19 protein-coding genes are annotated in these 26798 nt (G+C 46.3%); 12 read left to right on the forward strand and 7 right to left on the reverse strand.

The features are described 5' to 3' along the window. Positions 1–4 precede the first annotated feature (4 nt). Positions 5–412, reverse strand: coding sequence for an alternative ribosome rescue aminoacyl-tRNA hydrolase ArfB (gene arfB / locus BP71_RS12685; RefSeq protein WP_496379700.1), 408 nt, complete (start codon positions 410–412; stop codon positions 5–7). A gap of 115 nt (positions 413–527) precedes the next feature. Between arfB and BP71_RS12690 the strand changes: the two genes are divergently transcribed. From BP71_RS12690 to BP71_RS12700, 3 genes are all read left to right on the forward strand, one after another. Then, positions 528–1766: a DUF6600 domain-containing protein gene (locus tag BP71_RS12690; protein WP_496379702.1), complete on the forward strand. Its 1239-nt coding sequence runs from the start codon at positions 528–530 to the stop codon at positions 1764–1766. A gap of 140 nt (positions 1767–1906) precedes the next feature. Beyond that, a complete protein-coding gene (locus BP71_RS12695) occupies positions 1907–2926 on the forward strand; it encodes a GntR family transcriptional regulator (protein ID WP_496379704.1) in 1020 nt (339 codons plus the stop codon). A gap of 81 nt (positions 2927–3007) precedes the next feature. Continuing rightward, a complete protein-coding gene (locus BP71_RS12700; RefSeq protein ID WP_496379705.1) occupies positions 3008–3400 on the forward strand; it encodes a VOC family protein in 393 nt (130 codons plus the stop codon). 65 nt (positions 3401–3465) lie between these two features. On the opposite strand, the gene BP71_RS12705 is transcribed toward BP71_RS12700, so the two are convergent. Both BP71_RS12705 and BP71_RS12710 read right to left on the reverse strand, forming a co-directional pair. Further along, the gene (locus BP71_RS12705; protein ID WP_496379706.1) at positions 3466–4749 is read right to left on the reverse strand and encodes a sugar isomerase; all 1284 of its coding nucleotides are present in this window, start codon (positions 4747–4749) and stop codon (positions 3466–3468) included. A 76-nt stretch (positions 4750–4825) separates the two neighbouring features. Further along, positions 4826–6949: a bifunctional aldolase/short-chain dehydrogenase gene (locus tag BP71_RS12710; protein WP_496379707.1), complete on the reverse strand. Its 2124-nt coding sequence runs from the start codon at positions 6947–6949 to the stop codon at positions 4826–4828. A gap of 359 nt (positions 6950–7308) precedes the next feature. Between BP71_RS12710 and BP71_RS12715 the strand changes: the two genes are divergently transcribed. Both BP71_RS12715 and BP71_RS12720 read left to right on the forward strand, forming a co-directional pair. After that, on the forward strand, positions 7309–8742 hold the full coding sequence (locus tag BP71_RS12715) for an MBOAT family O-acyltransferase (protein WP_496379709.1): 1434 nt from the start codon (positions 7309–7311) through the stop codon (positions 8740–8742). 6 nt (positions 8743–8748) lie between these two features. Further along, a complete protein-coding gene (locus tag BP71_RS12720; protein ID WP_496379711.1) occupies positions 8749–9672 on the forward strand; it encodes a hypothetical protein in 924 nt (307 codons plus the stop codon). A gap of 102 nt (positions 9673–9774) precedes the next feature. On the opposite strand, the gene BP71_RS12725 is transcribed toward BP71_RS12720, so the two are convergent. The 4 genes from BP71_RS12725 to BP71_RS12740 all read right to left on the reverse strand — a co-directional run bounded on the left by BP71_RS12725 (position 9775) and on the right by BP71_RS12740 (position 16754). Continuing rightward, a complete protein-coding gene (locus BP71_RS12725; RefSeq protein ID WP_496379712.1) occupies positions 9775–11631 on the reverse strand; it encodes a leucine-rich repeat domain-containing protein in 1857 nt (618 codons plus the stop codon). Between the two features lie 181 nt (positions 11632–11812). Beyond that, positions 11813–13903 carry a prolyl oligopeptidase family serine peptidase gene (locus BP71_RS12730; protein ID WP_496379713.1) on the reverse strand — a complete coding sequence of 697 codons (2091 nt, stop codon included), beginning with the start codon at positions 13901–13903 and terminating at the stop codon, positions 11813–11815. 37 nt (positions 13904–13940) lie between these two features. Beyond that, positions 13941–15827 carry a CocE/NonD family hydrolase gene (locus BP71_RS12735; protein WP_496379715.1) on the reverse strand — a complete coding sequence of 629 codons (1887 nt, stop codon included), beginning with the start codon at positions 15825–15827 and terminating at the stop codon, positions 13941–13943. A gap of 9 nt (positions 15828–15836) precedes the next feature. Beyond that, positions 15837–16754, reverse strand: coding sequence for a PE-PGRS family protein (locus BP71_RS12740; protein ID WP_496379716.1), 918 nt, complete (start codon positions 16752–16754; stop codon positions 15837–15839). Between the two features lie 92 nt (positions 16755–16846). Between BP71_RS12740 and aspS the strand changes: the two genes are divergently transcribed. From aspS to BP71_RS12775, 7 genes are all read left to right on the forward strand, one after another. Beyond that, positions 16847–18604 carry an aspartate--tRNA ligase gene (gene aspS, locus BP71_RS12745; RefSeq protein ID WP_496379718.1) on the forward strand — a complete coding sequence of 586 codons (1758 nt, stop codon included), beginning with the start codon at positions 16847–16849 and terminating at the stop codon, positions 18602–18604. Between the two features lie 141 nt (positions 18605–18745). Continuing rightward, the gene (locus BP71_RS12750) at positions 18746–21154 is read left to right on the forward strand and encodes an SLBB domain-containing protein (protein WP_496379720.1); all 2409 of its coding nucleotides are present in this window, start codon (positions 18746–18748) and stop codon (positions 21152–21154) included. Positions 21155–21157: 3 nt separating this feature from the next. After that, positions 21158–22213: a Wzz/FepE/Etk N-terminal domain-containing protein gene (locus tag BP71_RS12755; RefSeq protein ID WP_496379721.1), complete on the forward strand. Its 1056-nt coding sequence runs from the start codon at positions 21158–21160 to the stop codon at positions 22211–22213. An 82-nt stretch (positions 22214–22295) separates the two neighbouring features. Further along, on the forward strand, positions 22296–23066 hold the full coding sequence (gene rfbF / locus BP71_RS12760; protein WP_496379722.1) for a glucose-1-phosphate cytidylyltransferase: 771 nt from the start codon (positions 22296–22298) through the stop codon (positions 23064–23066). 7 nt (positions 23067–23073) lie between these two features. Then, on the forward strand, positions 23074–24150 hold the full coding sequence (gene rfbG, locus BP71_RS12765; protein ID WP_496379724.1) for a CDP-glucose 4,6-dehydratase: 1077 nt from the start codon (positions 23074–23076) through the stop codon (positions 24148–24150). After that, the gene (locus BP71_RS12770) at positions 24147–25067 is read left to right on the forward strand and encodes an NAD-dependent epimerase/dehydratase family protein (protein ID WP_496379725.1); all 921 of its coding nucleotides are present in this window, start codon (positions 24147–24149) and stop codon (positions 25065–25067) included. Before rfbG ends, BP71_RS12770 begins: the two co-directional genes overlap by 4 nt. Then, the gene (locus BP71_RS12775; RefSeq protein WP_496379726.1) at positions 25064–26782 is read left to right on the forward strand and encodes a thiamine pyrophosphate-binding protein; all 1719 of its coding nucleotides are present in this window, start codon (positions 25064–25066) and stop codon (positions 26780–26782) included. Before BP71_RS12770 ends, BP71_RS12775 begins: the two co-directional genes overlap by 4 nt. Positions 26783–26798 lie beyond the last annotated feature (16 nt).

A 26798-nucleotide genomic window follows, 5' to 3' on the forward strand; every position in this document is an offset into this window, starting at 1 on the left:
CATTTTATTCTTCAAAAGGTTTACGGCGCATCGATTTAACGGCGGCATTGCGCTGTTTTGCCTTTAATCTGTCCAACTTGGAAGCTAATGTCGGCCTGGTGGGCTTGCGGTCCTTTTCTACGGCAAGTGCCTGACGGATAAGCCTGTCAAACTTTTCGACGACCTTGTCTTTATTCGCCAATTGGGAACGCTCTGTCTGATGGTATAATACCAGCACTTTACCGTTCGTTAGTTTGTTGGATAATTTTTCGGTAAGCTTTTGCTTGTCCGCTCCGGTCAGGAATTGCGAATTCGGGATATCAAAACGCAGTTCAACCTTGGTTTCTACCTTATTCACATTTTGTCCTCCCTTGCCACCGCTCCTGGCCGTCTGGAAAACCAGTTCAGGGTGCAGGATTTCAGGATTAATCATTTTTTCAAAGTTTTGTTAACACGTGTTAATGCCTGGCAACGACATTAAACCAGAATCTAAAAGTAACGTCCAAGAATCGATTTTTAACAACAGGAAACAATTTAAACATAAAGCCATGGACACCATGCGAACACTACGGATATTCGGGTTGCTCATTTTAATGCTCGGCGGTGTTTCGATTTCGAACAAAACCCAGGCTCAGCCCGGTTTCAGCATCACTTTTCAAACTTTTTACGACGAACTTGCTCCTTACGGGCGATGGACGCGTAACCCGCAATATGGCTCCGTGTGGATACCGGACGTACCCCGTGGTTTCCAGCCCTATTCCACTTCCGGATATTGGGAGGTGACCGAATATGGTAATACCTGGGTTTCCGAATATGACTGGGGCTGGGCACCGTTTCACTATGGCCGCTGGTCATACGACGATTATGTCGGCTGGTTCTGGATCCCTGACTATGAATGGGGCCCCGCGTGGGTTAACTGGCGCTCCGGTGGCGGCTACTATGGGTGGGCACCGCTGGGTCCCGGCGTGAATATCAACGTTTCGATCAACATTCCGTCGTTCTGGTGGGTCTTTGTGCCTCAGCGCTACATTACCAATCCCCGCTGGCACAATTACTGCGCACCGCGGGGCCGTGTGTCACACTATTACAATAACACAGTGATTATCAACAATTACTATCGCAGCAATAACCGGACTTATGTGTACGGTCCGCGCAGGGATGAAATCCAACGCGTAACACGCCGCGATGTTCCCGTACGCACCATCGACATGAGCCCAAGAGGTCGCGGAAGGGTAATAGTGGCTGAATCAGGTCGCGGGAATGACCGTTACGGCGCCGGCGAATATGGAGGAACCCGAAGAAACAGCCCCACCCGGGAAGGTTCAACAGTGGATATGAATACGGGGCGTGACCGGAGCAACCGGAATTACGACAACCGTATCGAGGATCGCCCCGACAATGCGAGAAGAGAGTACCCTTCCAGCAACCGCTCCCGTGAGGCGCAACGCAATGTGCCGGAAGAACGCGGAAACGATCGCTTCGGAAGAAACCGGGAGTCTGCCCCTGTGACGGCTCCCTCGGAACGCAGCGGCCGCTACGAAGCTCCCAGCCAGCCCGAGCGTAACCGTGACTTTGGCAACGGATCCGAGCGAAACAACCGCGCGGAACGCTCCGCAGAACCTTCCGGTCGTGGCCGTGGATCTTACGAAGCGCCTGCCCCACGCGTAGAGCGCCAGGAAAGAAGCGCACCGTCGGAGCCGAGGGGAAATGATCGCGGAAGCCGCTCTTCCGGCGACAACGGCGGAGGCCGTGGTGCCAGTGAAAGGAGCAGCCGCGGACCCAGATAACAGCATAGTTTAATATAAAAACAACCCGCCGGGATAGTAGTATTACCCGGCGGGTTGTTTTTGTTTTCAAGACTGTCTGTTTACGCTTTAAAAACAGAGAAAAATGTTACTTTTAGCTTGATCCAAACCCACGTTCATGAATGGAAATACAATTTGACATTGAGTTCAAGGAGAGTGCACCCAAATACATGCAAATCATCAAATCGCTTTTGCAAGCGATTAGCAAGGGAAAGCTGAAAAGAGGCGACAAAATACCTTCTATCAACCAGTTAAGTGAAGAATACCTGCTTTCCCGTGATACCGTTGAAAAGGCATATAAGCACCTCATCAAGGACGGCGTGCTGATCTCCGTACGCGGCAAGGGCTACTTTATCAATCGTGTCGATATCGAAACATCATTGAGAATCCTGCTTGTTTTCAATAAAATCAGCAATTATAAAAAACAGGTTTACAATGCATTTGTGGAGAACATCGGGCGGAATGTCAATGTAGACCTTCACATCCACCATTCCAATACCAATATTTTCAAGAACCTGATCAAAAACAGTCTGGGCGAATACGATTACTACGTGATCATGCCACACTTTTATGAGAAAGCCGAGGAGGCGATCGAGACACTGAAATTGATCCCGCCCGAGAAGCTGATCCTGCTTGACAAGGATATAGAGTTCAACAGCAAGAAGCATTCATCCGTTTTCCAGAATTTTGAAAAGGACATCGTGCATGCGCTGAATGAGGCAGTGGATTTGCTGAAGGTATACAAAAAACTGATCCTGATTTTCCCGACTATCATCCGCTATCCGAAGGAAATCATCAAGGGTTTCCGGATTTTCTGCATTCAGCACCAGTTTGAGCATGAGATCATGTACGATTTTCACGAAAACAGCACGGCTGTAAAAGACACCGCCTATGTGGTCATTGAAGAAAATGACCTCGTGAACCTGATCAAAAAATGCAAGGAGCAGCAGCTGACGATCGGAAAGGACATTGGCATCATTTCCTACAATGAAACACCGTTGAAAGAAATCCTGCTCGACGGCATCACCACTATTTCCACCGACCACGAGCAAATGGGGAGAACTGCCGCCGAACTGATCCGGGAGGGAAAAAGGGCCATTATCAAAAATCCGTTTACCCTGATCCGGCGAAAATCACTTTAATAAAAATACGTATCTTACAATACAAACTCAATGTTCCTGGTCTGATTGAAGGTTTAATAATTATCTAAACTTCTTCAAAACATGGAACAAAACATGGAAACCCTTGTAGTAAATACTTTTGTTAAAGATATCCATCGAACAATCGCATTCTATCGGCTGTTAGGTTTTAAAGTATCAATGACTGTCCCAGACAAGGGAGAACCTGTTTGGGGAATGATTACTAATGGTGGCGTCACGATAATGATGCAAACCTTTGCTAGTATGGGCGATGAGCTACCTGAAATAGATCGGTCAAAGTCAGGAGGGAGTCTATTGTTCTATATAAAAACTCAGAAGATCCGAGCGTTTTATGACGAGATCAAGATGAAGGTTGAGGTCATTAAAGGTTTGGAGAAGACTTTTTACGGTGCAACGGAGTTCACTGTAAGGGATGTAGATGGATTCTTTTTAACCTTTGCAGAAGATGAGCACTAACTCGATAAATCATTGCGAAAAGATTCTCCTGAAGTCAATATTAAGGAGAATCTTTTCGTGATACTTTAAAGGCCTGTCGCTACCGTCAGTTTGCCGCGCTCATTCATGAGTTCATTGCGCACGTTCAGGTTTCTGAACAAGCCGATGGGATCGAGCGCCCCTCCGCTCAGACGCATTGCCTCACGTACAAGCGGGCGTACGTCAGTGCGGAAAGCATTCTGCAGGATCTGCTGAGCCAGCACAACGTCGTTCTGCATTCTGGCTTCTTCCAGTTTCCTGCGGTCTACGATCAATGCCTGTGCGTGCGCCAGCAAGATCGCTTCTACTGATTGAAGCAGATCTTCCAGCGGATCTTTTACATTATGGCTCGCGTCGATCATCCATGCATAGGTATCGCTGGCACGGCCGGCACGCTTCATCCCTTCTATCAGCTCCACAAAAATCAGGAAGAGCATATATGGGCGAATACTGCCGACAGTCAGGTCGTCATCGCCATATTTGGAATCATTGAAATGGAAACCTGCCAGGCGGCCCTCCATCATCAGCGTCGCCACGATCTGTTCTATATTTGCATTAGGTAAGTGATGCCCCAAATCAACGAGTACATCGGCCTTGGCTCCCAGTTTCTGACAGAATAGCAATGAACTTCCCCAATCCTGGATCACAGTCGAATAGAAATTAGGCTCGTACGACTTGTATTCCACGTAAACCTTCCAGTCGTCGGGTAACGCGGCGTAAATGTCCTGCAAAGATTCAAGCGTATTCTGGAAAGACTTTACAAAATTGGATTGCCCGGGAAAGCAGGAGCCATCCGAAAGCCAGATCGATAATGCTTTGGATCCAAGATCCTTTCCATACTTGATCACTTCGATATTATGTTCGACCGCCTGCTTCCGCACTTTGGCGTCCACATGCGATAGCGAGCCGAATTTATAGGAATGCGCCTGATCCTTCTGGTCCTGAAAAGTGTTGGAATTGACCGCGTCGAATTTCAGATCCAGCGAAGTTGCCAGATCAATAATCGGCTGCGCCTGGCCAGGAATGTCCCAGGGAATATGCAGCGAAATGGAACCACTCGAACGGTTCAATGCGTGCAGCAGGCCCACATCCTCGATTTTCTCTTCCAAAGAACGGGGCTCGCCCACTCCTGAAAAACGTCCGAAGCGCGTACCACCCGTACCCAATGCCCAACTTGGGATAGCGACCTGGAACGCCTCTAATGCTTTGACGATGTCGTTCGCGTTGATGCCCTGTTCGCCTAGTTGCTCTTTCAGGAATATGAACTGATTATTGTGCCTTGAAAACAGGCTATCGTTGTGCTGGTCGATCTGATACTGTTCAATTTTCATATTAAAATGGTTTGGTATGAAAATAGACTTGCCCGGTTTTAACGCCTGACAAGTCTAATCGGTGCAAATCTTAATATTATCTGAGGAATGCCGCAGGAACACCGCCATCCACGTTGATCACGTTTCCGGTGCTCTTGTTCAACAAACCGCTCACGAAGATGTAAACACCGTTGGCAATGTCATCGGTATGGATCTCCGCATTCAGAACGGTTCTTTTCGCATAATAAGCCGGCAATTCTTCTACTTTGATACCATATGCTTTGGCACGTCCGGCAGCCCAGCCGCTTTCCCATATCTTGCTGCCTGCGATTACGGCATCCGGGTTCACCACGTTCACGCGGATCCTGTCGGGGCCAAGCTCGGCAGCGAGCAGCCGTGACATATGTTGCTGCGCCGCTTTGGCAGTTCCGTAGGCTACATTGTTTGGCCCGGAAACGATACCGTTCTTGCTTGCGATGTTGATAATGTCGCCACCCAAACCTTGCTGACGCATGATCGCCACCGACTCCTGCGATACCAGGAACTGGCCTTTTACCAGTACATCCTGCAAAATATCCCAGTCTTTGATCGTCGTTTCAGCCAATGGTTTTGAAATCGAAAGACCCGCGCAATTTACCACGATGTCCACACCGCCGTATTTCAGCTTGGCTGCGTGCAATGCGGCTTTGATCTGCTGGTCATCGAGTACGTTGGCTACCGTCGTATCCGAAAAATCCTTTCCGAATTTCGCATCGAACTCGGCTTTGGTTTCAGCCAATGCTTTTTCATCGATGTCTGAAATGACCACGCATGCACCTTCCTGCAACAATTTCTGAGCAATTGCCTTTCCAATACCGCCTGAGCCGCCTGTAACAAACGCCACTTTGCGCGATACCGATTTCTCCTTCGGCATACGTTGCAACTTGGCCTCTTCCAGCAACCAGTACTCGATATCGAATGCTTCCTGCTCCGGCAGCGACACGTAAGATGAAATCGCCTCGGCGCCTTTCATTACATTGATTGCATTGATATAAAACTCTGCTGCAACACGTGCAGTCTGCTTGTCTTTGGCAAACGAGAACATTCCGACGCCTGGCAACAGGATGATCACCGGGTTCGGGTCACGCACCGCCGGGCTGTTGTCATGCTTGCAGCGGTCATAATATGCCTGATAATCTACGCGGTAAGCTTCAAACTGTGGTCTGATATGATCCAGGATTTCCTGATCGGCTGCTTCCAGTTTTTCAAATGGCAGGTCCAGTACCAACGGGCGGATTTTCGTCCGCAGGAAGTGGTCAGGACAGCTGGTTCCCAGTGGGGCCAGTTTGTCGAGATCGTGGCTGGCGATGAATTCGAGTACGCGTTCATCGTCGGTGAAATGTCCTATCATCGCCTGTTTCTCCGATGCCAGACCACGCAGATAGGGAGCCAGCTTGCCTGCGATGGCAGTACGGCGCTCCTTTCCTTCACTTTCGATGCGGGCACCTCCAAAAACCGGCCGTTTTTTGCCATAATTTTCAGCCAGGTATTCCGACGCTCTCTCGATGGTATCGAGCGTATTAATGTATGACTCGTAAGCCGTATCACCCCAGGTAAACAAACCATGTCCACCCAGAACGATACCCCGGATACCTGGGTTGTCTTTCAATGCCTGTTCCAGTTGCAAGCCGAGATCGAAGCCCGGACGCTGCCAGGGTACCCAGGCCAGTTCGCCGTTGAACAGCTCTTTGGTAATTGCTTCACCTTCTTTGGAAGCAGCGATGGCGATCAATGCGTCGGGGTGCAGGTGATCGATATGCTTGAACGGCAGCAGACCATGCAGTGGCGTATCGATCGAAGGAGCCTTCGATTTCAGATCATAAATACAATGGTTGAACAATTCCACCATCTCATCTTCGAACTCTAGTCCGCGATAGATGTTTTTCAGGCTGTGCAGCCGGTCGACATACAAACCGGCCAAACCGCTTCTTGTTAAAGTACCAATATCCCCGCCAGACCCCTTGATCCACATTACCTCCACCGGATTGCCTGTCAATGGGTCCTTTTCGATCGTTTTACAGCTTGTGTTACCACCGGCATAGTTGGTCAGACGGAGATCTGCACCCAACAGATTCGAACGGTATAAAAGAAGTGCTACCTGATCATCACCCAGGGAAGCCGCTTTCTCTTCGTCCCATAAATAGCTTACGTACCTGTACTGGCTTACTTTCGAACTGCTCATATTTGTTTCTTGATTATTTGTCGTTTTTGAGGTAAAAGATCTTATTTGGAGAAAGTATTTTAGCAGATAAATACTACTCTGAACCTGAACACAAGATTAGGAAACTTACCTATCCGCACCGTCCTGTTGTATCCTGCATGTTGAAATAATTTGAGAATTAATGTGAGAATTGGAAGTTTGAAGACACCAATAACCCAGAAGTAAGTGTCCGTAAGGTAAGACTTTCGAAACATCAAATCACCTTACCTCCTTTGTGTCTTTATCTCCAAGTAACCAATTGAAACCAAATAATAATCTTTCGAATTTAGCTACTTATTATTGCTTACCTTAGAATTCCATAGAACCACCCTCCTAAACCCATGTTGTTTAACTCTCTAGGTTTTGCCATATTTCTTCCTGTCGTTTTTGTTCTCTATTGGTTTGTCGCGAGGAATTCGCTCCGGTATCAAAACACGCTCCTGCTTATCAGCAGCTATTTTTTCTATGCTTGCTGGGACTGGCGTTTCCTCTTTCTTTTGACTTTTTCCACCGCTCTTGATTTTTACAGCGGTATGAAAATCCACAACGCCCGGTCAGACACTGCCCGAAAAATGTGGTTGATCGCGAGCATCGTTATCAATGTTGGTTTTCTCGCCTATTTTAAATATTGCAACTTCTTCGTCAGTTCGTTTGCTTCATTTTTGAATACAGTCGGACTAAATCCACATATCGAAACCCTTAACATTATCCTACCGATAGGAATCTCCTTTTATACCTTCCACGGTCTTTCATACGTTTTCGACATTTTCAACCGAAAAATAGATCCCACAACCAACCTTGTGGAATATTCACTATTTGTGAGCTTCTTTCCATTGTTAGTAGCCGGACCTATTGAAAGATCCACACACCTTTTACCACAAATCAAAAAGCCGCGCAACTTTGAATACCATAGTGCCGTAGATGGCATGCGCCAGATGCTCTGGGGCTTTTTCAAGAAAATTGTGATTGCCGACGGTTGTGCAGACTATGTTAATACAGTTTTTTCCAGCCCTGGCTCTCACTCTGGCAGTACTCTCTTCATAGGTGCATTGTTATTCTCTTTTCAGATTTACTGCGATTTTTCAGGGTATTCCGACATTGCTCTCGGGACAGCACGCTTGTTCGGTTTTGAACTGCTTCGAAATTTTGCATTTCCTTATTTTTCCCGTGATATCGCCGAATTCTGGCGTAGATGGCATATTTCGCTTTCATCATGGTTTAAGGACTATGTATATTTTCCGCTCGGAGGAAATCGGGAAGGCAAATTTAAAAGCATCCGGAACACGCTCATCATCTTTACAGTCAGTGGTTTTTGGCATGGAGCTAACTGGACGTATATTATCTGGGGTATTTATCATGGCTTGCTATTCCTCATCATCATAATGCTCGGCAAAGGCCGCAAACAACTTGACACCATCGCCCAAGGCCGGCTTTTACCTTCATTCCGCGAACTCATTCAAACGATGACTACTTTCAGCCTTGTAGCAGTTGGCTGGATCTTCTTCAGAGCGACGGATCTCTCCGACACGATTGATTATTTCAATGGCATGTTCAATCGCTCTTTTTTCAGCATGCCATTGCATGGATATCGAACTCAGTTATTTGTGATCCTCTTTATGCTCGGAGTCGAGTGGTTTCAACGCGGGAAATTACATGGCCTTGCAATCGACAGTATCAGGATGCCTGCATTGCGCTGGGCGATGTATGTGGTACTTTTAGTGATTTGTGTTGCTAATTTCAAAGAAAGTCAGGAATTTATCTATTTTCAATTCTGATCCAATATGAAAAAATTTCTAGTTAAAATTCTGATTTTAACTGTACTAATATTTATAATCCTTGGCTCTGCATTGCTGATTCTGCCAAATCCGAAGGTACGACACAATATGATGGGAGCTTTACTGGATAAACATCAACGACTCAAGAAAACACCATCTCCTAAAATTATCTTCATAGGTGGCTCAAATCTCAGCTTTGGCTTAGACAGCAAAAAAATCGAACAAAAATTGTCTATGCCGGTGGTTAATGCCGGGTTACATGCCGGTATCGGGATAAAGTATTATCTGAATGATATCAAACCCTATATCCAAAAAGGAGACATAGTCGTCGTAGTGCCAGAATATAACCAATTTCACACTAATGCATTTTATGGCAACATCGAGTTAGTTGCCGTTCTTTTTGACGTATTCGCCCCAGGCAAAGGATACGTAGATTTTATACAATGGTGGCATCTGCTAAAATTCATACCTCGATACGCCGCCTCCAAACTCAAACCCACAACAAAACCTAACCAAAAAGTTGGGCTGTATGACAGAAAAGCATTTAACGAATATGGAGATGTCTATATTCATTGGACTTTGCCACGTGTCGCTGTGACTCCCGCTCAGCCTGTGGCTAATGATGAGCCAGTGCTGAGTCATACTATTTCGTTCTTAAAGAACTTCCAGTATTACGTCTTGTCTCGTTCAGCACTGATGGTGTTAGTACCTCCCGTTTATCAATCCAGCTCCTACGATAATCAAACAGCGTTGATCAACCATATCATGAAAGAGATTGAGAGAGCGAACGTTCCAGTGCTTGCCCGGCCCGAAAAATACAAATTTGCCGACTCATTATTTTTTGATACTTATTATCATTTGACCAAGCAGGGTGTGGATATTCGCACATCCATGATGATCGACGATATCCAAAAGGTCCTGAGAAAATAACTTACAATCTTATAGGTATAAGCTAGTCGCTTCAATAAGTAGAGAAAGGTTTCGACTGTGCTACCACAATCGAAACCTTTAGATCGAAAATAACTTACTCTCTTATCGCTGAATTAATAGTTTTTTAGATTCACCGCCTATTTGGATCGTATAGATGCCATTTTTTAATGTTCGTACATTCAAATGGCCCCGGCTGTTTTTATCCTCTAATACCAGTTTGCCCGAGTGATTGAATACCGAAATATCCGGATGCCCTTGATAACCGGCGATCGTGATATTGGTGTGTGCAGGATTCGGGTAAATGCGCAGTGGTTCTTGTGGTGTCTTCACTACGATTACTTTCGAATACTCGAATTTACCGTCATGATCCAGCTGCTTTAAACGATAATAAGCTGTCGGCAACGGTGCAAGATCCGTAAAATGATAGGAATGGATTTCTTTGGTATCACCATTTCCATCCACAAAACCGATCGTTTCAAATGTCCGGGCATCCGAACTCCGCTCGATTTCGAAACCTCTATTGCTGACTTCTGAGCTGGTCTGCCAGTTGAGGTTATTCTGATGTCCATTCTTTTCACCGCTGAATGCAATGAGGGTCACCGGAAGTTTAACAAAGCTGTAGTTATTACTTACCAGTTTCAACCCGACAACGATGCTGTTAGTAACTTCGACACGATATAATGCCTCCTCCGTTACAGCAAGCGATTGGTCACCCACATTGGTGGCGATCAATGCGCCATTTTTAAACCACTTATATGTGTTGTTTGATAATGTACCACCTGCTTCCACATACAAAACCCCCACTCCTCCTGCGCCCAGGTCAACATTGGCGGAGATCGGAATATTTGCCTGGCTGGCATAACCATCCAGCTTACTGATATTCCCTTCTAATCCGGCAAAGGTAAAAGCGTTGCTACTTATATTGACGTATCCCGAAACAGGAACGTTCGCAAGACTGGGGAGTGGCCCTTGGAAGTTATTATACCTGATATCCAGGTGATTCAGAGACGTCAGGTTGCTGATCGAAGGAAATACTCCTCCTAATTGTGTGCTTCCGATTTCTATGCGTGAAAGCTTGGTGAGATTATTGATCTCCGAGGGAATGCCGCCGGAAAGTGGGGTGTCGACTAACTGCAGGGTTTCCAAATTCACCAGACTTCCGATCTCAGCAGGGATCGGGCCATTCAAGGGATTTCGCCAGATCGACAGTTTTTTCAATTTAGACAAATTTCCGATTACCGTCGGGATCTGACCCGTTAAGAAATGGTTACCCCCTATTTCGAGAACTTCCAGATTAGGCAAGCCTGCAACCTGAGCTGGAAATGTGCCGCTCAGTTGTTGTATCAAATACAACTCTCTCAATTTGGTAAAACTGGTCAAAAAGCTTGGAAATGTAAATTTCTCCGAGGGGCCGAATGCTTCACCACTACCAAGATAAAGCACTTCTAGATTGGTTAGACTAGCCCATTCAGACGGGATTTCCCCAAGCGGGGTAACTGCCAACTCTTTCAGGTTGGTGAGAGCGCCGATCACCCCCATATTAACAATGCCGATCCTGTTATGGCGTAGGTTCAGGTATTCCAACTTTGTAAGGTTTCCCAACGTCACAGGAATCTCGCCTACCCATGGAAACATTTCGGCTCCGGCACCTTCGAAGTTGAGATATTTCAATTCTGTCAGATTACCGATTTCCGGCGCAATGGGACCGTGAACCTGGTTTTGTGACAAATCCAATCTTGTTACACGCCCTCCCTCACAGGTTACCCCCGGCCAGCCACAAGGGCTATCGCCTGGCGTACCCGGAACATCCCAGCCGGTAATGTCGTTGGAGTAATCCGGTGCTCCCGATGTAGTAGCGTTATAAATTGCCACCAAGGCCAGTCGATCACCTTCCAGCGATTGGCCAAATAACTCAAGAGAAATAAAAAGGCACAAGAACCCTAGCAGACATCTTTTCATAGCATTTTAAAAAGGTTAGGTAAATCTTTCTGAACGTTGAGCGGCTGCCGGAGCGGCAGCGTGATACTGTCGTTACTGTAAGAATATTGTATATACAAATGTAACCGAATGCGTAATAAAATCACGCACTGGTTACAAAATTTACCGCAGCTTAATAGAGTAGGTACCTACTGCTATTCAATCACTTCCAAGTGAGCCCCATGTTGTAAAAAAGGAAAGCGTAAATATCAGCCTGGGTTTCGAGCGCCTTTTTGGTATTGCTTGCGCCATGCCCTGAATTGGTGTCGATCCGGATCAATAACGGGTTGGTTGATGAACCACCTGCCTTTTCCTGCAGTTCAGCCGCATATTTGAACGAATGTGCCGGTACAACCCGGTCATCATGATCCGCAGTTGTGATCATGGTAGCCGGATAGGCGCCTCCTTTCCTGATATTATGAAGCGGAGAATAGCCGTATAAAAAATTGAATTCGTCGGCATTGTCGCTGCTTCCGTAGTCGGCGATCCAGTTCCAGCCGATGGTAAACTTGTGAAAACGAAGCATATCCATCACGCCCACGGCCGGTAATGCGACTTTGAAAAGCTCAGGTCGCTGGTTCATGACTGCCCCTACGAGCAATCCGCCATTCGACCCGCCCTGAATCGCCAGATGCTCAGGCGAAGTGTATTTTTCACGGATTAGAAACTCTGCCGCTGCGATGAAGTCATCAAACACATTTTGCTTTTTAAGCTTCATCCCCTGCTCGTGCCATTTTTCACCATACTCACTGCCACCGCGTAGGTTGGCCTGAACAAATACACCGCCCTGATCAAAAAACGGGATACGGGTAGGGCTAAACGCAGGCGGGAGACTTACGTTAAAACCACCATAACCATATAGGATCGTTGGATTGGTACCATCCAGTTTCAGGCCCTTTTTGAACGTGATGAATGCGGGAATCCGCGTGCCGTCCTTGCTGGGATAAAAGACCTGTTTGGTTTCGTAATCGGACGGTTTGAATGCAACCTCAGGTTCACGAAAAACCGTACTTCCCCCGTTGGCAATGTCGTAGCGGAAAATCGTAGCCGGGTAATTAAAGGAAGTAAATGTGTAAAAGACAAAAGCGTCCTCCGCTTCGCCGCTAAATCCGGTGGCAGAGCCCAGGCCGGGCATTTCGATCTCCTTTTCAAGCTGCCCGCTTTGGTTGTATACGTACGTTCGCGTGGTGACGTCCTTAAGATAAGATGCAAACAATTTCCCTCCGGCAAATCCGGCCCCTTCGAGAGGCTCTTCCCGCTCTGGTAGTATGGTTTTCCAGGAATTTGTTGCTGGCTCGAAGTGCATTATCTTTCCATTCGGCGCGTGCTCGTTGGTCTCGATCAGAAAGCTATCTCCGATATTTTCGATCACCCCGAAGCGAAAATCCGTAATCTCCTCCTGAATCGGGACAAAGCGCTTTTCCCCCTTTTTCATTACCCATACCCCATTGCCGTCTTTCCCTTTTCCGCGGTCACTTACATTCAAAACAGCCCATTCCTCATCCTCGGTTGTTCCCAGTGTATGAAATCTCTGCGGATTGGCGGGATCTTCAAAGATCAACTTGTCCTCGTCCTGCGAGCTTCCTATTTTATGAAAATAGACCTGATGATTTTCGTTTTTCGCAGCCAATGCGCTGCCATCCGGCTTGGGATATCGGCTGTAATAGAAACCATCGCCTTGCCAGGCAGCACCCGATACCTTTACCCACTCCACCCTGTCCGGCAACATCGCAAGCGTATGCATATCCATGACCTGGTATTCCTGCCAATCCGACCCTCCCTTCGAGAAGCCCAGTACTGCATGGGCGCCATCTTTGGAAAGGCTGAATACGGTGAGCCTGGTGGTTCCATCAGGCGACAGTTTATTAGGGTCCAACACCACTTCGGGTGTTCCTTCCAAGCCCTTCTGCCGATATAAAACCGCCTGGTTCTGAAGGCCGTCATTTTTATAGAAGTAGAAGTAATCCCCTTTTTTCCTCGGTGCCGAATACTTAGGATAGTTGTATGCCTTTTCCAGGTCGAGGAATATCTTTTCTTTAAAAGGTATCGCATTCAAATAGCCGAATGTCACCTCGTTCTGCGCTTTCACCCATGCTGCCGTTTCTTCCGACCGGTCATCTTCCAGCCAGCGGTAAGGGTCGGCTACCTTTACACCGTGATACTCGTCGTAATGCTCCTGTTTTAGGGTATTGGGATATTTCAAAGTCTGTGCATCTCCTGAGTTTGGCAATGCCGGGGCTGTCACTAAAGTCATTAGAATAATTTTTGAATACATACTAAATCGGCTATCGCTACTTGATAACCTCTATTTCCAGTGAGCTCGCAGCATCGGCCTGGTGATAAATCGTGTGTTTGGCCGTTGTAAAATCTGAGTCCTGGGCCTTGTAAATGTTCTCCACATATTTTTGAGGGTTTCTGTCAAACAGCGGGAATGCCGTGCTTTGTACCTGCACCATCATGCGGTGGCCTTTTTTGAACGTGTGCAACACATCCTGTAAACGGAATTTCAGATCTGTCAACTTCCCTGCAACTACTGGCTCCGGTTTTTCAAAGCTGTTGCGGAAACGGGCTCGCATCACTTCACTACGGACCATCTGCTGGTAACCTGCCAGCACCACTTTCGGGTCGGGCATGTAGGCGTGGTTCTTTTCGTCATCAGGATACACGTCGATCAGCTTGACGAAGAAATCCGCGTCGGTTCCGGTCGTGCTGAATTTCAACAGTGCAGTAATTTCACCTCCCAGCGTAATGTCTGCATCCAGTACATCGGTTTCAAAAACCAGCACGTCAGGGCGAGTCGCGGCAAAGCGCTGGTCTTCCGACATATATTCAAAAGGCGTGAATCCGGACATTTGCTTATAATTCGCTGTATAAGGCACCGGCTTCAAAGGATCACTCTCGTATTCGGTTACGGATTTGCTTTCTTTGGGCGTTTCAAAATCCAGCTTGCCTTTGGAATGGAAAAACAACTTGCGTTTCTCCGCATTGGCAACAGGCCATCTATCAAATGTTTTCCATTCTTTTTTACCCGTATCAAATAAATACGCCTCCGGCAAACCGGTTTTTCCATCCCCGGCTTCTTTCAGGAAGTGCTTGAAAAATTTCGCTTCGATATTGTTTTGGTAGAACGTCGCAATACTATCGCCAAAATAGATATCGTTGTGCAAAGTACGCCCGGTCTCCCGGCTCCAGCGACCATGCCCGAAAGGCCCTACGACCAGCGTGTTGTACATGGACGGGTTATTTTTTTCAAGCGTCTTGTAGGTATTCAAAGGGCCATATAAATCTTCCGCGTCAAACCAACCGCCGACCGTCATGAACGCATGTTTGACGCCTTTCAAATGCGGAAGGATGTCGCGCTTTTTCCAGAATTCATCTTTATTGGGATGGTCGACCGTTTCCTGCCAGTAAAAATTCTGCGAATAGTATTTATCAAAATTTTTCAACGAGCCCATTTCCAGGTTAAATGTATAACCATCTGGTTTCGGGCTGATCATTTCTCCGGTGAACCAGGAGGAAGTCGTGGGTTTGGGAGGTTTAATTCCAAAAACGGGGAATGTCAGGTAGTAGCCTTGAGTAAATGCTCCGTTGTGGTGAAAATCGTCGAAAAAGAAATCCGCGATCGGTGCCTGTGGCGATGATGCCTTTAAAGCGGGGTGCGCTGCCAACGCGCTTGCAGTCGTGTAAAAACCAGGATAGGATATCCCCCACTGCCCCACCCGGCCATTGTTATTGGGAATATTTTTCAGTAGCCATTCAATCGTATCATAGGTATCTGACGCCTCATCGACGTCGTTTTTACCTTTTTTCTGATCGATGTGCGGGGTCATGTTCGTCCACGTTCCCTCGCTCATATACCGCCCGCGTACATCCTGGTAAACGAAAATAAACTTGTCTCGCATCAATGCAGGGCTCGGTCCCAGTCGGGGCGGATAAGCATCCTGACCGTACGGGACGACACTATAACAGGTCCGTTGCATCAGGAAGGGATACTTTTTTTCCCCGGAAGCGTCCTTTGGCGAGTAAATGATTGTATGCAATTTCACACCATCCCTTACCGGGATATCGTATTCCGCTTTGGAATAATTTTCACGGACGTAAGACTCATCCGATGCATTTTGCGCATAAACATGCTGAGCCAGCACGATCAATGCGGCGCGAAATAGATTTCTGATCATAGTTTGCGATTATTTTCTCTTATAATAATTGAGCGTGACGCTGGATGCGTTGCCTTTTTCGCTTAATGTATAAAAGCCGGTGCCTTCATTGTCAAAACAGATGCTCTCTCCCTGTGGTTCAAGCGCTACCGTCAGTAGTTTATCTGATGACCTCGTCAGGGTTTGCCCGACCGTCTGCCCGCTTGCCCTTTTCCAATAATATACTGCCAGATACGTTCGGATCACGATTTCGCCACCGTCTTTGGAAATACTGCCGGCAGTAGCCAAGGTAACTCCCGGAACATTACCCACTTTCTCAGCAACAATTGTCTCAGCGACCGATTGCGGGTATGGCAATCGGTAAATTCCCGTGTTGGACCCCTCCTTCGAAATCACAAAGATGTCCTTCGTAAGCGGATCGACCACCAACGCTTCGGCATCTCTCGGGCCATCGGGGTAGCTGAACGTAATTTTTTGCAATGAGGACTGATTGAAAGCCATTCCTGTACCGGTGATCTCCGGAATACGGTAAATCGTGTTGGTTGGGGTGGCGGGCGCATTGTTATTACCTATATCTCCTATGTAAACGTATGACACGCCATTATCAGGTCCCGGCCCAACCGCAACCTCTTCCCAGTCGTGATTGGTGCTGCCCGGCACATTGTATTGTCGTATAGTCTTCCCATCTCTGCCGACCAGATATAACGCATTGGGCTGACCGGAATCCTGGTTTGTCCACAGGTAACCATTCATCGTACCACTGGCTGCCAGCCCCGATGCCTCGTCGATAATCCCGGGAGTTACAGGAAAGCTTTCGGGTATTGTTTCAAACTGATCTGAATTCCCATTCCCCGGTTCGGGATCCGGATCACATGAACAGGTAATGCAAAAAACAAGTGAAGAAAGAATCAGCGAGACTTGTCCGCCCAGCCTGCCATATATTTTCATAAAAAACACTTCATGTTAGATTTGCTAAAAATACGTACTTTTGCGGCATTTATTATCAGCGACTTTCATTATATCAGTATTAAAAAAGTTATATGTTACGTACACATACCTGTGGGGAATTAAGCTTAGAACATGTAAATCAAGACGTTGTATTATGCGGTTGGGTTCAGCGCGTCCGTGACAAAGGAGGCATGATCTGGCTTGACCTGCGTGACCGTTATGGCATTACTCAGCTCCTTTTCGAAGAAGGTAAAACGTCCGCAGCTGTGTTGGAAACTGCACGTTCTTTGGGTCGTGAGTTCGTAATTTCCGCGAAAGGTGCCGTTATCGAGCGCCTTTCGAAAAATGATAAAATAGCTACCGGTTCCATTGAAATCAGAGTGACAGAACTCTCGATCCTGAACCCGGCCAAATTACCTCCGTTCCTCATTGAAGACGAAACCGACGGTGGTGACGACATCCGGATGAAATACCGGTATCTCGACCTTCGCAGAAATGTAGTACGCAAGAACCTTCAGCTACGGCATCAGGTTGCGCGTTACACCCGCGCCTATCTCGACCAGCTGAACTTCATAGAAGTGGAAACTCCTGTTTTGATCAAATCCACGCCGGAAGGAGCACGTGACTTTGTCGTACCAAGCCGGATGAACCCGGGCGAGTTTTATGCGTTGCCACAATCACCGCAAACGTTCAAACAGTTACTGATGGTCGCCGGATTTGACCGCTACTATCAGATTGTGAAGTGTTTCCGAGACGAGGACCTGCGAGCCGACCGCCAGCCAGAGTTTACTCAGATCGACTGCGAAATGTCATTTGTAACCCAGGAAGATGTGCTCAACACTTTCGAAGGTATGATCCGCGAACTTTTCAGCAAAGTTAAAAGCATCGATCTGCCCGAAGTGCCCCGTATGACTTACGCAGATGCGATGCGCTTGTATGGTTCAGACAAACCAGACATCCGCTTCGACATGAAATTTACCGAGTTGAAAGGCGATGACCAGGATCTGACTTCCGGAAAAGGATTTGGGGTTTTCGATGATGCCGGACTTGTAGTAGGAATATGTGCACCAGGATGCGCTGGCTATACCCGGAAACAAGTGGATGAACTGACGGACTGGATCAAACGTCCACAGATCGGGGCCAAAGGCCTGGTATACGTCCGTTACAATACCGATGGATCTATCAAATCGTCCGTAGACAAATTCTATACCGAAGAGGACCTAAAAAAATGGGTAGCAGCGTTTGACGCTAAGCCTGGTGATCTTTTGTTGATCCTTTCAGGACAAGGAGACAAAACCCGTAAGCAACTCAATGAGCTGCGTCTCGAAATGGGTTCACGTCTTGGTTTGCGTAATCCTGATGAATATCGTGCCCTTTGGGTGATCGACTTCCCGTTACTTGAATTCGGCGAAGAGGACAATCGTTGGTTTGCGATGCACCATCCGTTTACCAGTCCTAAACCGGAAGACATCGAGCTGTTGGATAAAAATCTGGGGCTGGTAAGGGCTAATGCATATGATATGGTGATCAATGGCGTTGAAGTAGGCGGCGGCTCGGTCCGGATCTTCGAGAAAGAACTTCAGAGAAAGATGTTCGAGATCCTTGGATTTTCAGCGGAAGAGGCACAGGAGCAATTTGGCTTCCTGATGAATGCTTTCGAGTTTGGCGCACCTCCACACGCCGGCATCGCATTTGGTTTTGACCGTCTTTGTTCTATTTTTGGCGGTGTGGACTCGATCCGGGACTTTATCGCATTCCCTAAGAACAACTCGGGACGGGATGTGATGATCGATTCACCGTCGGTTATTTCCGACGCACAATTGAAAGAACTGGCGATCGCAACTGTGTGAAAAACATCCATAAAGTGATTCATCGACCCAGTCGCCATTGAATTATAATAAGATTTCGTAGTTTTACCCTCGGCATCAATTTTGTCCAGAACTCCAGACCGCCGGAAGTATCCAGCGGTTTGGTACAATTAAATACACTGCATGCATTATCTATTCTCCGTAAAAAAATACATCAAGCGTATTTTTCTTGTATTTATCGTTTTTGCCAATATTCAGGTATTTGGCCAAAATTCTGCGCCTCAGTTACCTACTCAAACCACCGACCCTGGCCAGCCTAAGGTAGATCCATCCCAGATCACAAATCAACAAGCGGTGGAATTTTATAATCAGGCGAAATCCAGCGGTATGTCTGATATGGATATCGAAAGAGCTGCGCTCCAAAGAGGCTACACGCTGGATCAGATCTCGGCCATGCGTAAGCGACTGCTACAACAAAGGCCAGACCAACGGCAGGTTAACGATCCTAATCGCGACAAGATAGATGAGACGAGAGATCAGGACCAGGACCAGCTCGAAGACGAATCCAATAACGAAAAGGATTCTACAAATAACCGTAGGGCGCGAAGTGAACGGCTTACCAGAACGTTCGGATCTGCTTTCTTCGCGACTTCGTCTTCTACTTTTGAACCCAATCTAAGAATTGCGACCCCCAGAAATTACATACTCGGCCCTGAGGATGAGATTGTTGTAGACATCTATGGTAATGCCGTAGATAACTTCAAAATGAAGATCAGTCCCGAAGGTACGGTAAAAATGCTCAACCTTGCCCCGGTTTATGTAAATGGCCTGACTATCGAACAAGCGAGCGAGCGCATTAATAGCAGGCTTCGGCAAGCCTATTCAAATCTGAATCGCCCTGGTTCGGGCACCTATTCCTCCATTACGCTTGGGAATGTCCGAAGTATCAGGGTGATGATCACCGGAGAAGCGGCTCGCCCAGGTACTTATACGGTTTCGTCTCTGGCTACCGCATTTAATGCGCTTTCAGTGTCAGGCGGCCCCAGCTTAAATGGTTCTTACAGGAACATCGAGGTGATCCGGAATAATAAGATTATCAGAAAAATAGATTTGTACCGGTTCCTTGTCGACGCTGACTTGAAGGATAACATTGCCCTTCAGGATCAGGACATCATTCTTATCAGACCATTTGAAAGTCGCATCGAATTAAATGGGCAGGTAAAAAGACCTGGCATTTTTGAAGCAAAATCAGGAGAAGGTTTGGGCAGCATTATCCGTTATGCCGGCGGGTTCACTCCGGAGGCTTATACAAAGACCATTACCTATCAGCGCAATACAGGGACAAACTATATCATCGGAAGCCTGGATTCTGCTCAGGTTGAATCATTTACTCCAAGGAATGGAGACATCTTCAACGTCCGGCGCATACTGGACATTGTCAGTAACCAAATCGAAATAAGGGGCGCTGTGACGTTGCCTGGTGCCTATGCATTGGAGGAAAAATGCAATACGGTCCTCAAACTCATTCAGACCGCGCAAGGGCTAAGTCCACGTGCCTTCCTAAACAGAGCTATTCTGGAGCGTTCCAGTGGTGATATCCAAACAGGTATTGTCGCTATCGATCTTAGAAAGCTGGTCAATCACGAGATCGAAGATATTCCGTTAATTGCGGGGGATATTCTTACGATCAAATCAGTGGAAGATCTCAAAGAGTTTACATTTCTTACAATCTCCGGTTCCGTCATCAACCCAGGGAACTACTACTATTACAAAGATATCACCATTGCCGATCTGATTTTCCAGGCAGGTGGATATACAGAAGGTGGGATCCCCTACCGCATCGAGGTTTCACGCCGTGTGAAAAACGACACCATTGATCTTCCGAACTCACAAAATGTACGGATTTTCACCATTGATGTGGCAGATAATCTGGTTCTAAACCCTGACGATCAGAAATTTAAGTTGCAGCCACAGGACATCGTTATCGTGAGAAAATCTCCCCGTTACGAACCGCAAAAAGCAGTGACGATTCTGGGGGAAGTCAGATATCCCGGCAGCTACACCATTATCAATAATTTTGAACGGATCTCCGATGTTTTTGAGAAAGTAGGGGGACTTAAGCCCGAAGCTTACCTTGCAGGGGCTCGTTTCTATCGCGATAGCGAACTGATTGCTGTCGATCTCGCGGCAATTGTCGATAAGCCATCGCAAACTTCCAATCTGTTACTGTTACACGGAGACACCCTAATTATTCCCAGAAAATCAGAAACAGTGCGCATTCAGGGGGGCGTTCATAACCCATCGGTCATGAACTACGACCCGAGATTTGACTATGGCGATTACATTTCCCAAGCTGGCGGATATACCGAGAATAGCCTGAAAAAAAGAGCTTACGTGTCCTACCCTAACGGAAGAACACATAGAGCGAAGAGCTTCCTTTTTTTCAAGTCCTTTCCAAAAGTTGAGCCTGGATCCATTGTTACCATACCCTTGAAGCAGGAAAACAATCAGCAGCCTCTTTCTCGAGGCGAAAAATTTGCCTTGATATCATTATTTTCCACACTTGCGATTGCTCTCATAAGACTTTTTTAAACTATGCTTGAAAGCCAAAAAATATCCGATGGCAACGCACTTGAGCTAAGTTTGGGCGACTTGGTTCTTTTCTTAAAAAAATACCTTCTCCTACTAATCATAGCGCCGATTGTCTTTGCTATTCTAGGTGTTTGTTTCAGCTTCCTGCTCACCCGGCAGTATACCGCCCAAACCGTATTGCTGCCCGAATACAACATGTCAAAAAATAACTCTTTCTTCAGTATGGCCATGGGGATGGAACGGAATGGGGCGGAAAAACTGGTCCCTGAACTTTATCCCAATATTCTTAGCAGCACGCCATTCGGACAGTATATACTCGAACAACCTATTACGGATGAATCCGGACGGGATTACAAGACGCTCAGAGCATATCTAGCCTCAGTAAATCAACCCGGCTTAATGGCAAGGCTATTTGGGATGTTCTCTTCTGGAAAAAAAGAACCAGTCAAAAGTGGAAAACCGGGTAAGCTGTCCAAAGACATTTTGGTGTTATCGCAAGATCAAATGGGTCTAATCAGTGGGGCAAAAGGCCTTATTCAAACAACCGTTGACAACAAAAATGGTATCATTACACTGGGGTGTGAAATGAAAGACCCTGTGGTTGCTGCGATTTTGGTGGAACTCGGCAAAGACTATTTAGTTAACTATGTGGAGGAATATCGAACCTCCAAAACCCAAGAGCAGGTTTCATTTCTTGAAGAACGGGTACGGGAGGCCAAGAGCCGGCAGCAAAATGCAGAGTATGCGCTTCAGAGCTACCGGGACCGCAACAGAAATACGTTTTTGAATGTAGCGAGGATCGAAGAGCAACGGCTTCAATCTGATTTTACGCTGGCACAAACCATCTATTCCGATCTGGTCACCCGATTGGAACAGGCCCGGGTGAAAGTCAAAGAAGAAAAACCGGTGTTTAAGATCTTGGAGCCTGTGAGGGTTCCACTTGGAAAAAGCAGCCCTAAAAGGATGATCATCGGCTTTATTTTTGGCATTTTGGGAGGGTTCATCACTCTACTTTACATTGTCTTTTTCAAGGAAAAGTACCACCTTAAATTACTGTAACTTGAATTTATTTCCTCACATCTAAATGCGTGTAGTGGAATAGTAAGATTATCCAAACAATCACACTACAAATTTTTGCTAAATGAAAGTTGTACTACTTGCCGGTGGCCTTGGAACGCGTCTCTCAGAAGAAACCATTATAAAGCCCAAGCCCATGGTCGAAATCGGAGGGAATCCGATATTATGGCATATTATGAAAATTTATGCGCAACATGGATTTACTGAATTTGTAATCTGCCTGGGTTATAAGGGGTATGTGATCAAAGAGTATTTCGCGAACTATTTCCTCCATCAATCAGATGTAACCTTTGATATGAGCGAGAACAGAATGGAGATACATACATCATTTGCAGAGCCTTGGAAAGTTACGCTGGTAGATACGGGCTTCGAAACCATGACCGGCGGCAGGGTCAAAAGAGTGCGGCAGTATCTTGACGATAAGCCATTTTTGCTTACTTATGGAGATGGTGTAGCTGATGTCAATATTGCAGAACTTGTACACTATCATAAATCGCACCGGAAATTATTGACAGTCACTGCCGTACAGCCGTCGGGAAGATTTGGCGCCTTAAATATTTCTGATAATAATGAGGTAATATCCTTTCTCGAAAAGCCTAAGGGCGATGGGGCGTGGATTAATGGTGGATTTTTCGTTTGCGACCCTTCTGTCATTAATTATATCACGGACGACAAAACTGTATTCGAAAAAGAACCTCTTGAAAGTATCGCCGAAGACGGACAGATGATCGCATTTAAGCATAATGGATTTTGGAAACCCATGGACACGCTAAGAGACAAACAGGAATTGGAAAATCTCTGGAGTTTGGGCGAGGCCCCCTGGAAAAACTGGTAAATTAAAAATGACTTATAAACACTTAACACATTACTATAAGGGCAAACGAGTTTTTCTAACAGGACACACTGGATTCAAAGGTTCCTGGTTACTCAATTGGCTCTACTTACTCGGAGCAGAGGTAAAAGGTTATTCTCTCGCGCCTACCAACGAAACTAATCTGTTTGATACAATAGGCGGGGCATCCATGTGTGAGTCGATCACAGCTAACATCCTGGATCAAAAACGGCTTATACAAGAAATCGTATCATTCGAACCTGATTTTGTATTTCACCTTGCGGCTCAACCCCTGGTACGACTCTCATACGAAATTCCTTCTCAGACTTTTGCGGAAAATGCGCTGGGGACAGCGCATGTATTAGACGCAGTGCGGCTACTTCACAAACCGTGCAACGTTATTTTGATTACAACCGACAAGGTCTACGAAAATAATGAGTGGCATTACCCTTATCGCGAGAATGATCGATTAGGCGGCTACGACCCGTATAGTGCCAGCAAAGCTTGCTCAGAGCTGATCATCAATTCTTATCGTAGTTCTTTCTTTAACTCCTCAGAGTATTCTCGACATAAAAAATCGTTGGTCAGCGCCCGGGCCGGAAATGTAATCGGCGGTGGCGACTGGGCTGCTGATCGAATTATTCCTGATGTAATACGCGCACTGAGTAGTGAAAAACCGATCGTAATCCGCAATCCATACGCTGTTCGACCATGGCAACATGTATTGGAGCCAATTGGTGGATATTTACATCTGGGCGCAAAAATGGTAGATGATCCGGTAGGCTTTTCAGATAGCTGGAATTTCGGTCCACTGTCGGAAGATAATCTCGGTGTGGAAGAACTGGTTAAAATTGCTATTCAGGTGTGGGGGACAGGCAGCTACGATATCTTAACCAGTGCCAATCAACCACATGAGGCAGGATTGCTTAAGTTAGATATCAGTAAAGCGACAAGCATGTTGAATTGGAAGCCTCGCTATCAAGCAACGTTGGCAATCCAGAAAACAATGGAATGGTATAAGAGCTTTCGCAATGGCAGTTCGATGAGGGAATTCACAGAGAAGCAGATAACAGATTTTTCCCAATGAGTATTAGAGTATTTCTGACCGGAGCAACAGGCTTTATTGGTTCACATATTGCAGAAATGCTATTAGTTCAGGGCTTTTCTCTGGCTGCTCTGAGGCGCGGCACTTCCGATCTATGGCGATGTTCGGAATTTGAGGATCAGATTACATGGATCACTGAGGATTTGTTGGAAAGTGACCTTACGTCATTCCAACCCCAAATTATCATGCATTTTGCGTGGGAGGGAATTAACTCCAGAGACCGAGAAAACTGGGAGGTTCAGTTCTCAAACTTCCAACTTCTTGCCAAACTCATCACCTTAAGTAAAAAGCTACCCCTCACTAAGTTTATCGCCTTGGGTTCTCAGGCAGAATATGGATCTATTGAAGGCCGAACGGATGAGAGCATGATACCAAAGCCCAACAACGCCTACGCAATCACCAAGGTCGCTGCTCAAAAAGCAATTGAGATGGCCTGTCAAGCAAACGGCATTTCATGGTATTGGTTACGGGTTTATTCCGTTTTTGGACCGAAGGAGGACAAAAAATGGTTTCTCCCGATGATCATCGATAACCTTCTCCATAATTCCCCTTGCCAGCTTACACCATGCGAGCAACAATACGATTATCTTTATGTCAAGGATTTGGCGGCAATGATTTTAAAAGTGCTCATCAACACCCAAGATCACTCCGGGATTTATAACGTATGCTCAGGCTATAATCGATCCCTAAAATCGATAGTACTTGAGATAAATAACATTATAGATTCGAAATCAGCCATAAACTTTGGAGCTGTGCCGTACAGGGAAAATCAGTCAATGCATATAGAGGGCTCAAATGAGTTATTTCAACGAACTTTCGGCACTTATTTCATTTCGGATCTGTCGAGTTGTCTCGATGAAACCATTAACTACTATAAATCTCACAACCGGGGCATATGAAAGTATCTGACTATATAGCAGCGTTTATCCACCGCCAAGGAATCAGCGTGGTCTTCGAAATGGCTGGCGGAATGATTACACATATGCTGGATTCAATAGCTAAGTACCAGGATATCAAGATCGTCAGCATGCATCATGAACAATCAGCCTCTTTCGCTGCTGATGCTTTTGGTAGGGCGACGGGGCGTCCTGGGATAGCGCTCGCTACTTCCGGTCCGGGGGCTACAAACCTACTCACCGGCATAGGAAGTTGTTACTTCGATTCATCACCCGCAATTTTTATTACAGGTCAGGTCAATCTGCATGAACAGAAAGGGGATCTAAAGATTCGGCAATTAGGATTTCAAGAAACTGACATTGCGTCTATGGCTGCGCCCATTACCAAAGCAGTGTATAAAATTACTGATCCCAATCAGATAGAATCTGTCTTGGAAGATGCATTTATGCTTGCTATTAGTGGGCGCCCAGGGCCGGTACTCGTAGATATTCCAATGAATATCCAACGAGCTGAAATCGAGACTACGAGTATTGAATATCTTCAAAAAAACAACGTCTCCTTCCCTTCTGAGGAAATATTTGAAGATATCCTCAATTCAATAAGAAATTCAAAGAAGCCGATTGTGCTGGCAGGTGGAGGCATTCGTGTATCCGGAAGCCAGGAAATTTTTGAAAATCTTATAAAACGGACTGAATTGCCGACTATTACCTCACTATTAGGTATTGACGCTATACCAAGAACTAATTCGAATAACATCGGCTTTCTGGGAGCTTATGGAAATCGATGGTCAAATCTTGCAGTTGGTGACTCCGATCTGATATTGGTCCTGGGTAGTCGACTCGACATCCGTCAGACTGGTGCCGACACTGCTTTCTTCCAATCAAAGAAAATAATTCATGTCGATTGCGAGGTTGGTGAACTCAATAATCGGCTAAAAAACTGTCAGGCTGTGCAAGCCGATTTACAGCCGTTCCTCACCGGCCTGCTCGCCTACATCACCAAAACTGGTTTCAGCGTTGATTTTTCCGACTGGAAGAATAACATTCAAGCTCTAAAAGATAAATGGCCTGATACTCAAGAACTAGCCTCTATCAAAGGAATTAACCCCAACGTTTTCATGCGCAAAATCTCCAAAAAAGCATCGCAAATACGTGCTTGGATCACAGATGTCGGAAATCATCAGATGTGGGCTGCTCAATCGCTGGAACTGCAGGAAGGCCAAAGATTCATAACATCAGGCGGGATGGGTGCCATGGGGTTTTCGCTACCAGCAGGAATAGGCGCCAGCTTTGCATTGAATGGCCCGGTCGCCGTAATAGCAGGTGATGGAGGCTTCCAGCTCAATATACAAGAGCTCCAGACTGTTCAGAGGAACAACCTCCCATTGAAAATGATTGTGATGAACAACCAGAATCTGGGGATGATACGGCAATTTCAAGATAGTTACTTTGATTCTCGATATCAATCGACTTTTTGGGGATATTCAGCTCCTGATTTTGAGAAAGTTGCTGAGGCATACGGAATTAATGCCCGAACCATTAAGGAAGAAGAAGAAGTTGATGCGATGGTGGAATGGATAATGAATGACGATTCACAACCTAAGCTGTTACAGGTGATGATAGACTCCTACGCCAATGCCTATCCTAAAATTGCTTTTGGGAAGCCGCTCACAGAGATGGAACCATTTGCGAAACCCATAGCCATGGAGGCAACCTGATGCATTTGTGCAACGA

It is taken from the genome of Dyadobacter ginsengisoli DSM 21015, assembly GCF_059568735.1.

Excerpts from the sequence above, each read along its gene's own strand:
- arfB (WP_496379700.1), bottom strand. The coding sequence starts at position 412 with ATGATTAATCCTGAAATCCTGCACCCTGAACTGGTTTTCCAGACGGCC.
- BP71_RS12775 (WP_496379726.1), top strand. The coding sequence starts at position 25,064 with ATGAAAGTATCTGACTATATAGCAGCGTTTATCCACCGCCAAGGAATC.
- aspS (WP_496379718.1), top strand. The coding sequence starts at position 16,847 with ATGTTACGTACACATACCTGTGGGGAATTAAGCTTAGAACATGTAAAT.
- BP71_RS12705 (WP_496379706.1), bottom strand. The coding sequence starts at position 4,749 with ATGAAAATTGAACAGTATCAGATCGACCAGCACAACGATAGCCTGTTT.
- BP71_RS12690 (WP_496379702.1), top strand. The coding sequence starts at position 528 with ATGGACACCATGCGAACACTACGGATATTCGGGTTGCTCATTTTAATG.
- BP71_RS12715 (WP_496379709.1), top strand. The coding sequence starts at position 7,309 with ATGTTGTTTAACTCTCTAGGTTTTGCCATATTTCTTCCTGTCGTTTTT.
- BP71_RS12720 (WP_496379711.1), top strand. The coding sequence starts at position 8,749 with ATGAAAAAATTTCTAGTTAAAATTCTGATTTTAACTGTACTAATATTT.
- BP71_RS12770 (WP_496379725.1), top strand. The coding sequence starts at position 24,147 with ATGAGTATTAGAGTATTTCTGACCGGAGCAACAGGCTTTATTGGTTCA.
- BP71_RS12750 (WP_496379720.1), top strand. The coding sequence starts at position 18,746 with ATGCATTATCTATTCTCCGTAAAAAAATACATCAAGCGTATTTTTCTT.
- BP71_RS12725 (WP_496379712.1), bottom strand. The coding sequence starts at position 11,631 with ATGAAAAGATGTCTGCTAGGGTTCTTGTGCCTTTTTATTTCTCTTGAG.
- BP71_RS12695 (WP_496379704.1), top strand. The coding sequence starts at position 1,907 with ATGGAAATACAATTTGACATTGAGTTCAAGGAGAGTGCACCCAAATAC.
- rfbG (WP_496379724.1), top strand. The coding sequence starts at position 23,074 with ATGACTTATAAACACTTAACACATTACTATAAGGGCAAACGAGTTTTT.
- BP71_RS12755 (WP_496379721.1), top strand. The coding sequence starts at position 21,158 with ATGCTTGAAAGCCAAAAAATATCCGATGGCAACGCACTTGAGCTAAGT.
- BP71_RS12735 (WP_496379715.1), bottom strand. The coding sequence starts at position 15,827 with ATGATCAGAAATCTATTTCGCGCCGCATTGATCGTGCTGGCTCAGCAT.
- BP71_RS12700 (WP_496379705.1), top strand. The coding sequence starts at position 3,008 with ATGGAACAAAACATGGAAACCCTTGTAGTAAATACTTTTGTTAAAGAT.
- BP71_RS12740 (WP_496379716.1), bottom strand. The coding sequence starts at position 16,754 with ATGAAAATATATGGCAGGCTGGGCGGACAAGTCTCGCTGATTCTTTCT.
- rfbF (WP_496379722.1), top strand. The coding sequence starts at position 22,296 with ATGAAAGTTGTACTACTTGCCGGTGGCCTTGGAACGCGTCTCTCAGAA.
- BP71_RS12730 (WP_496379713.1), bottom strand. The coding sequence starts at position 13,903 with ATGACTTTAGTGACAGCCCCGGCATTGCCAAACTCAGGAGATGCACAG.
- BP71_RS12710 (WP_496379707.1), bottom strand. The coding sequence starts at position 6,949 with ATGAGCAGTTCGAAAGTAAGCCAGTACAGGTACGTAAGCTATTTATGG.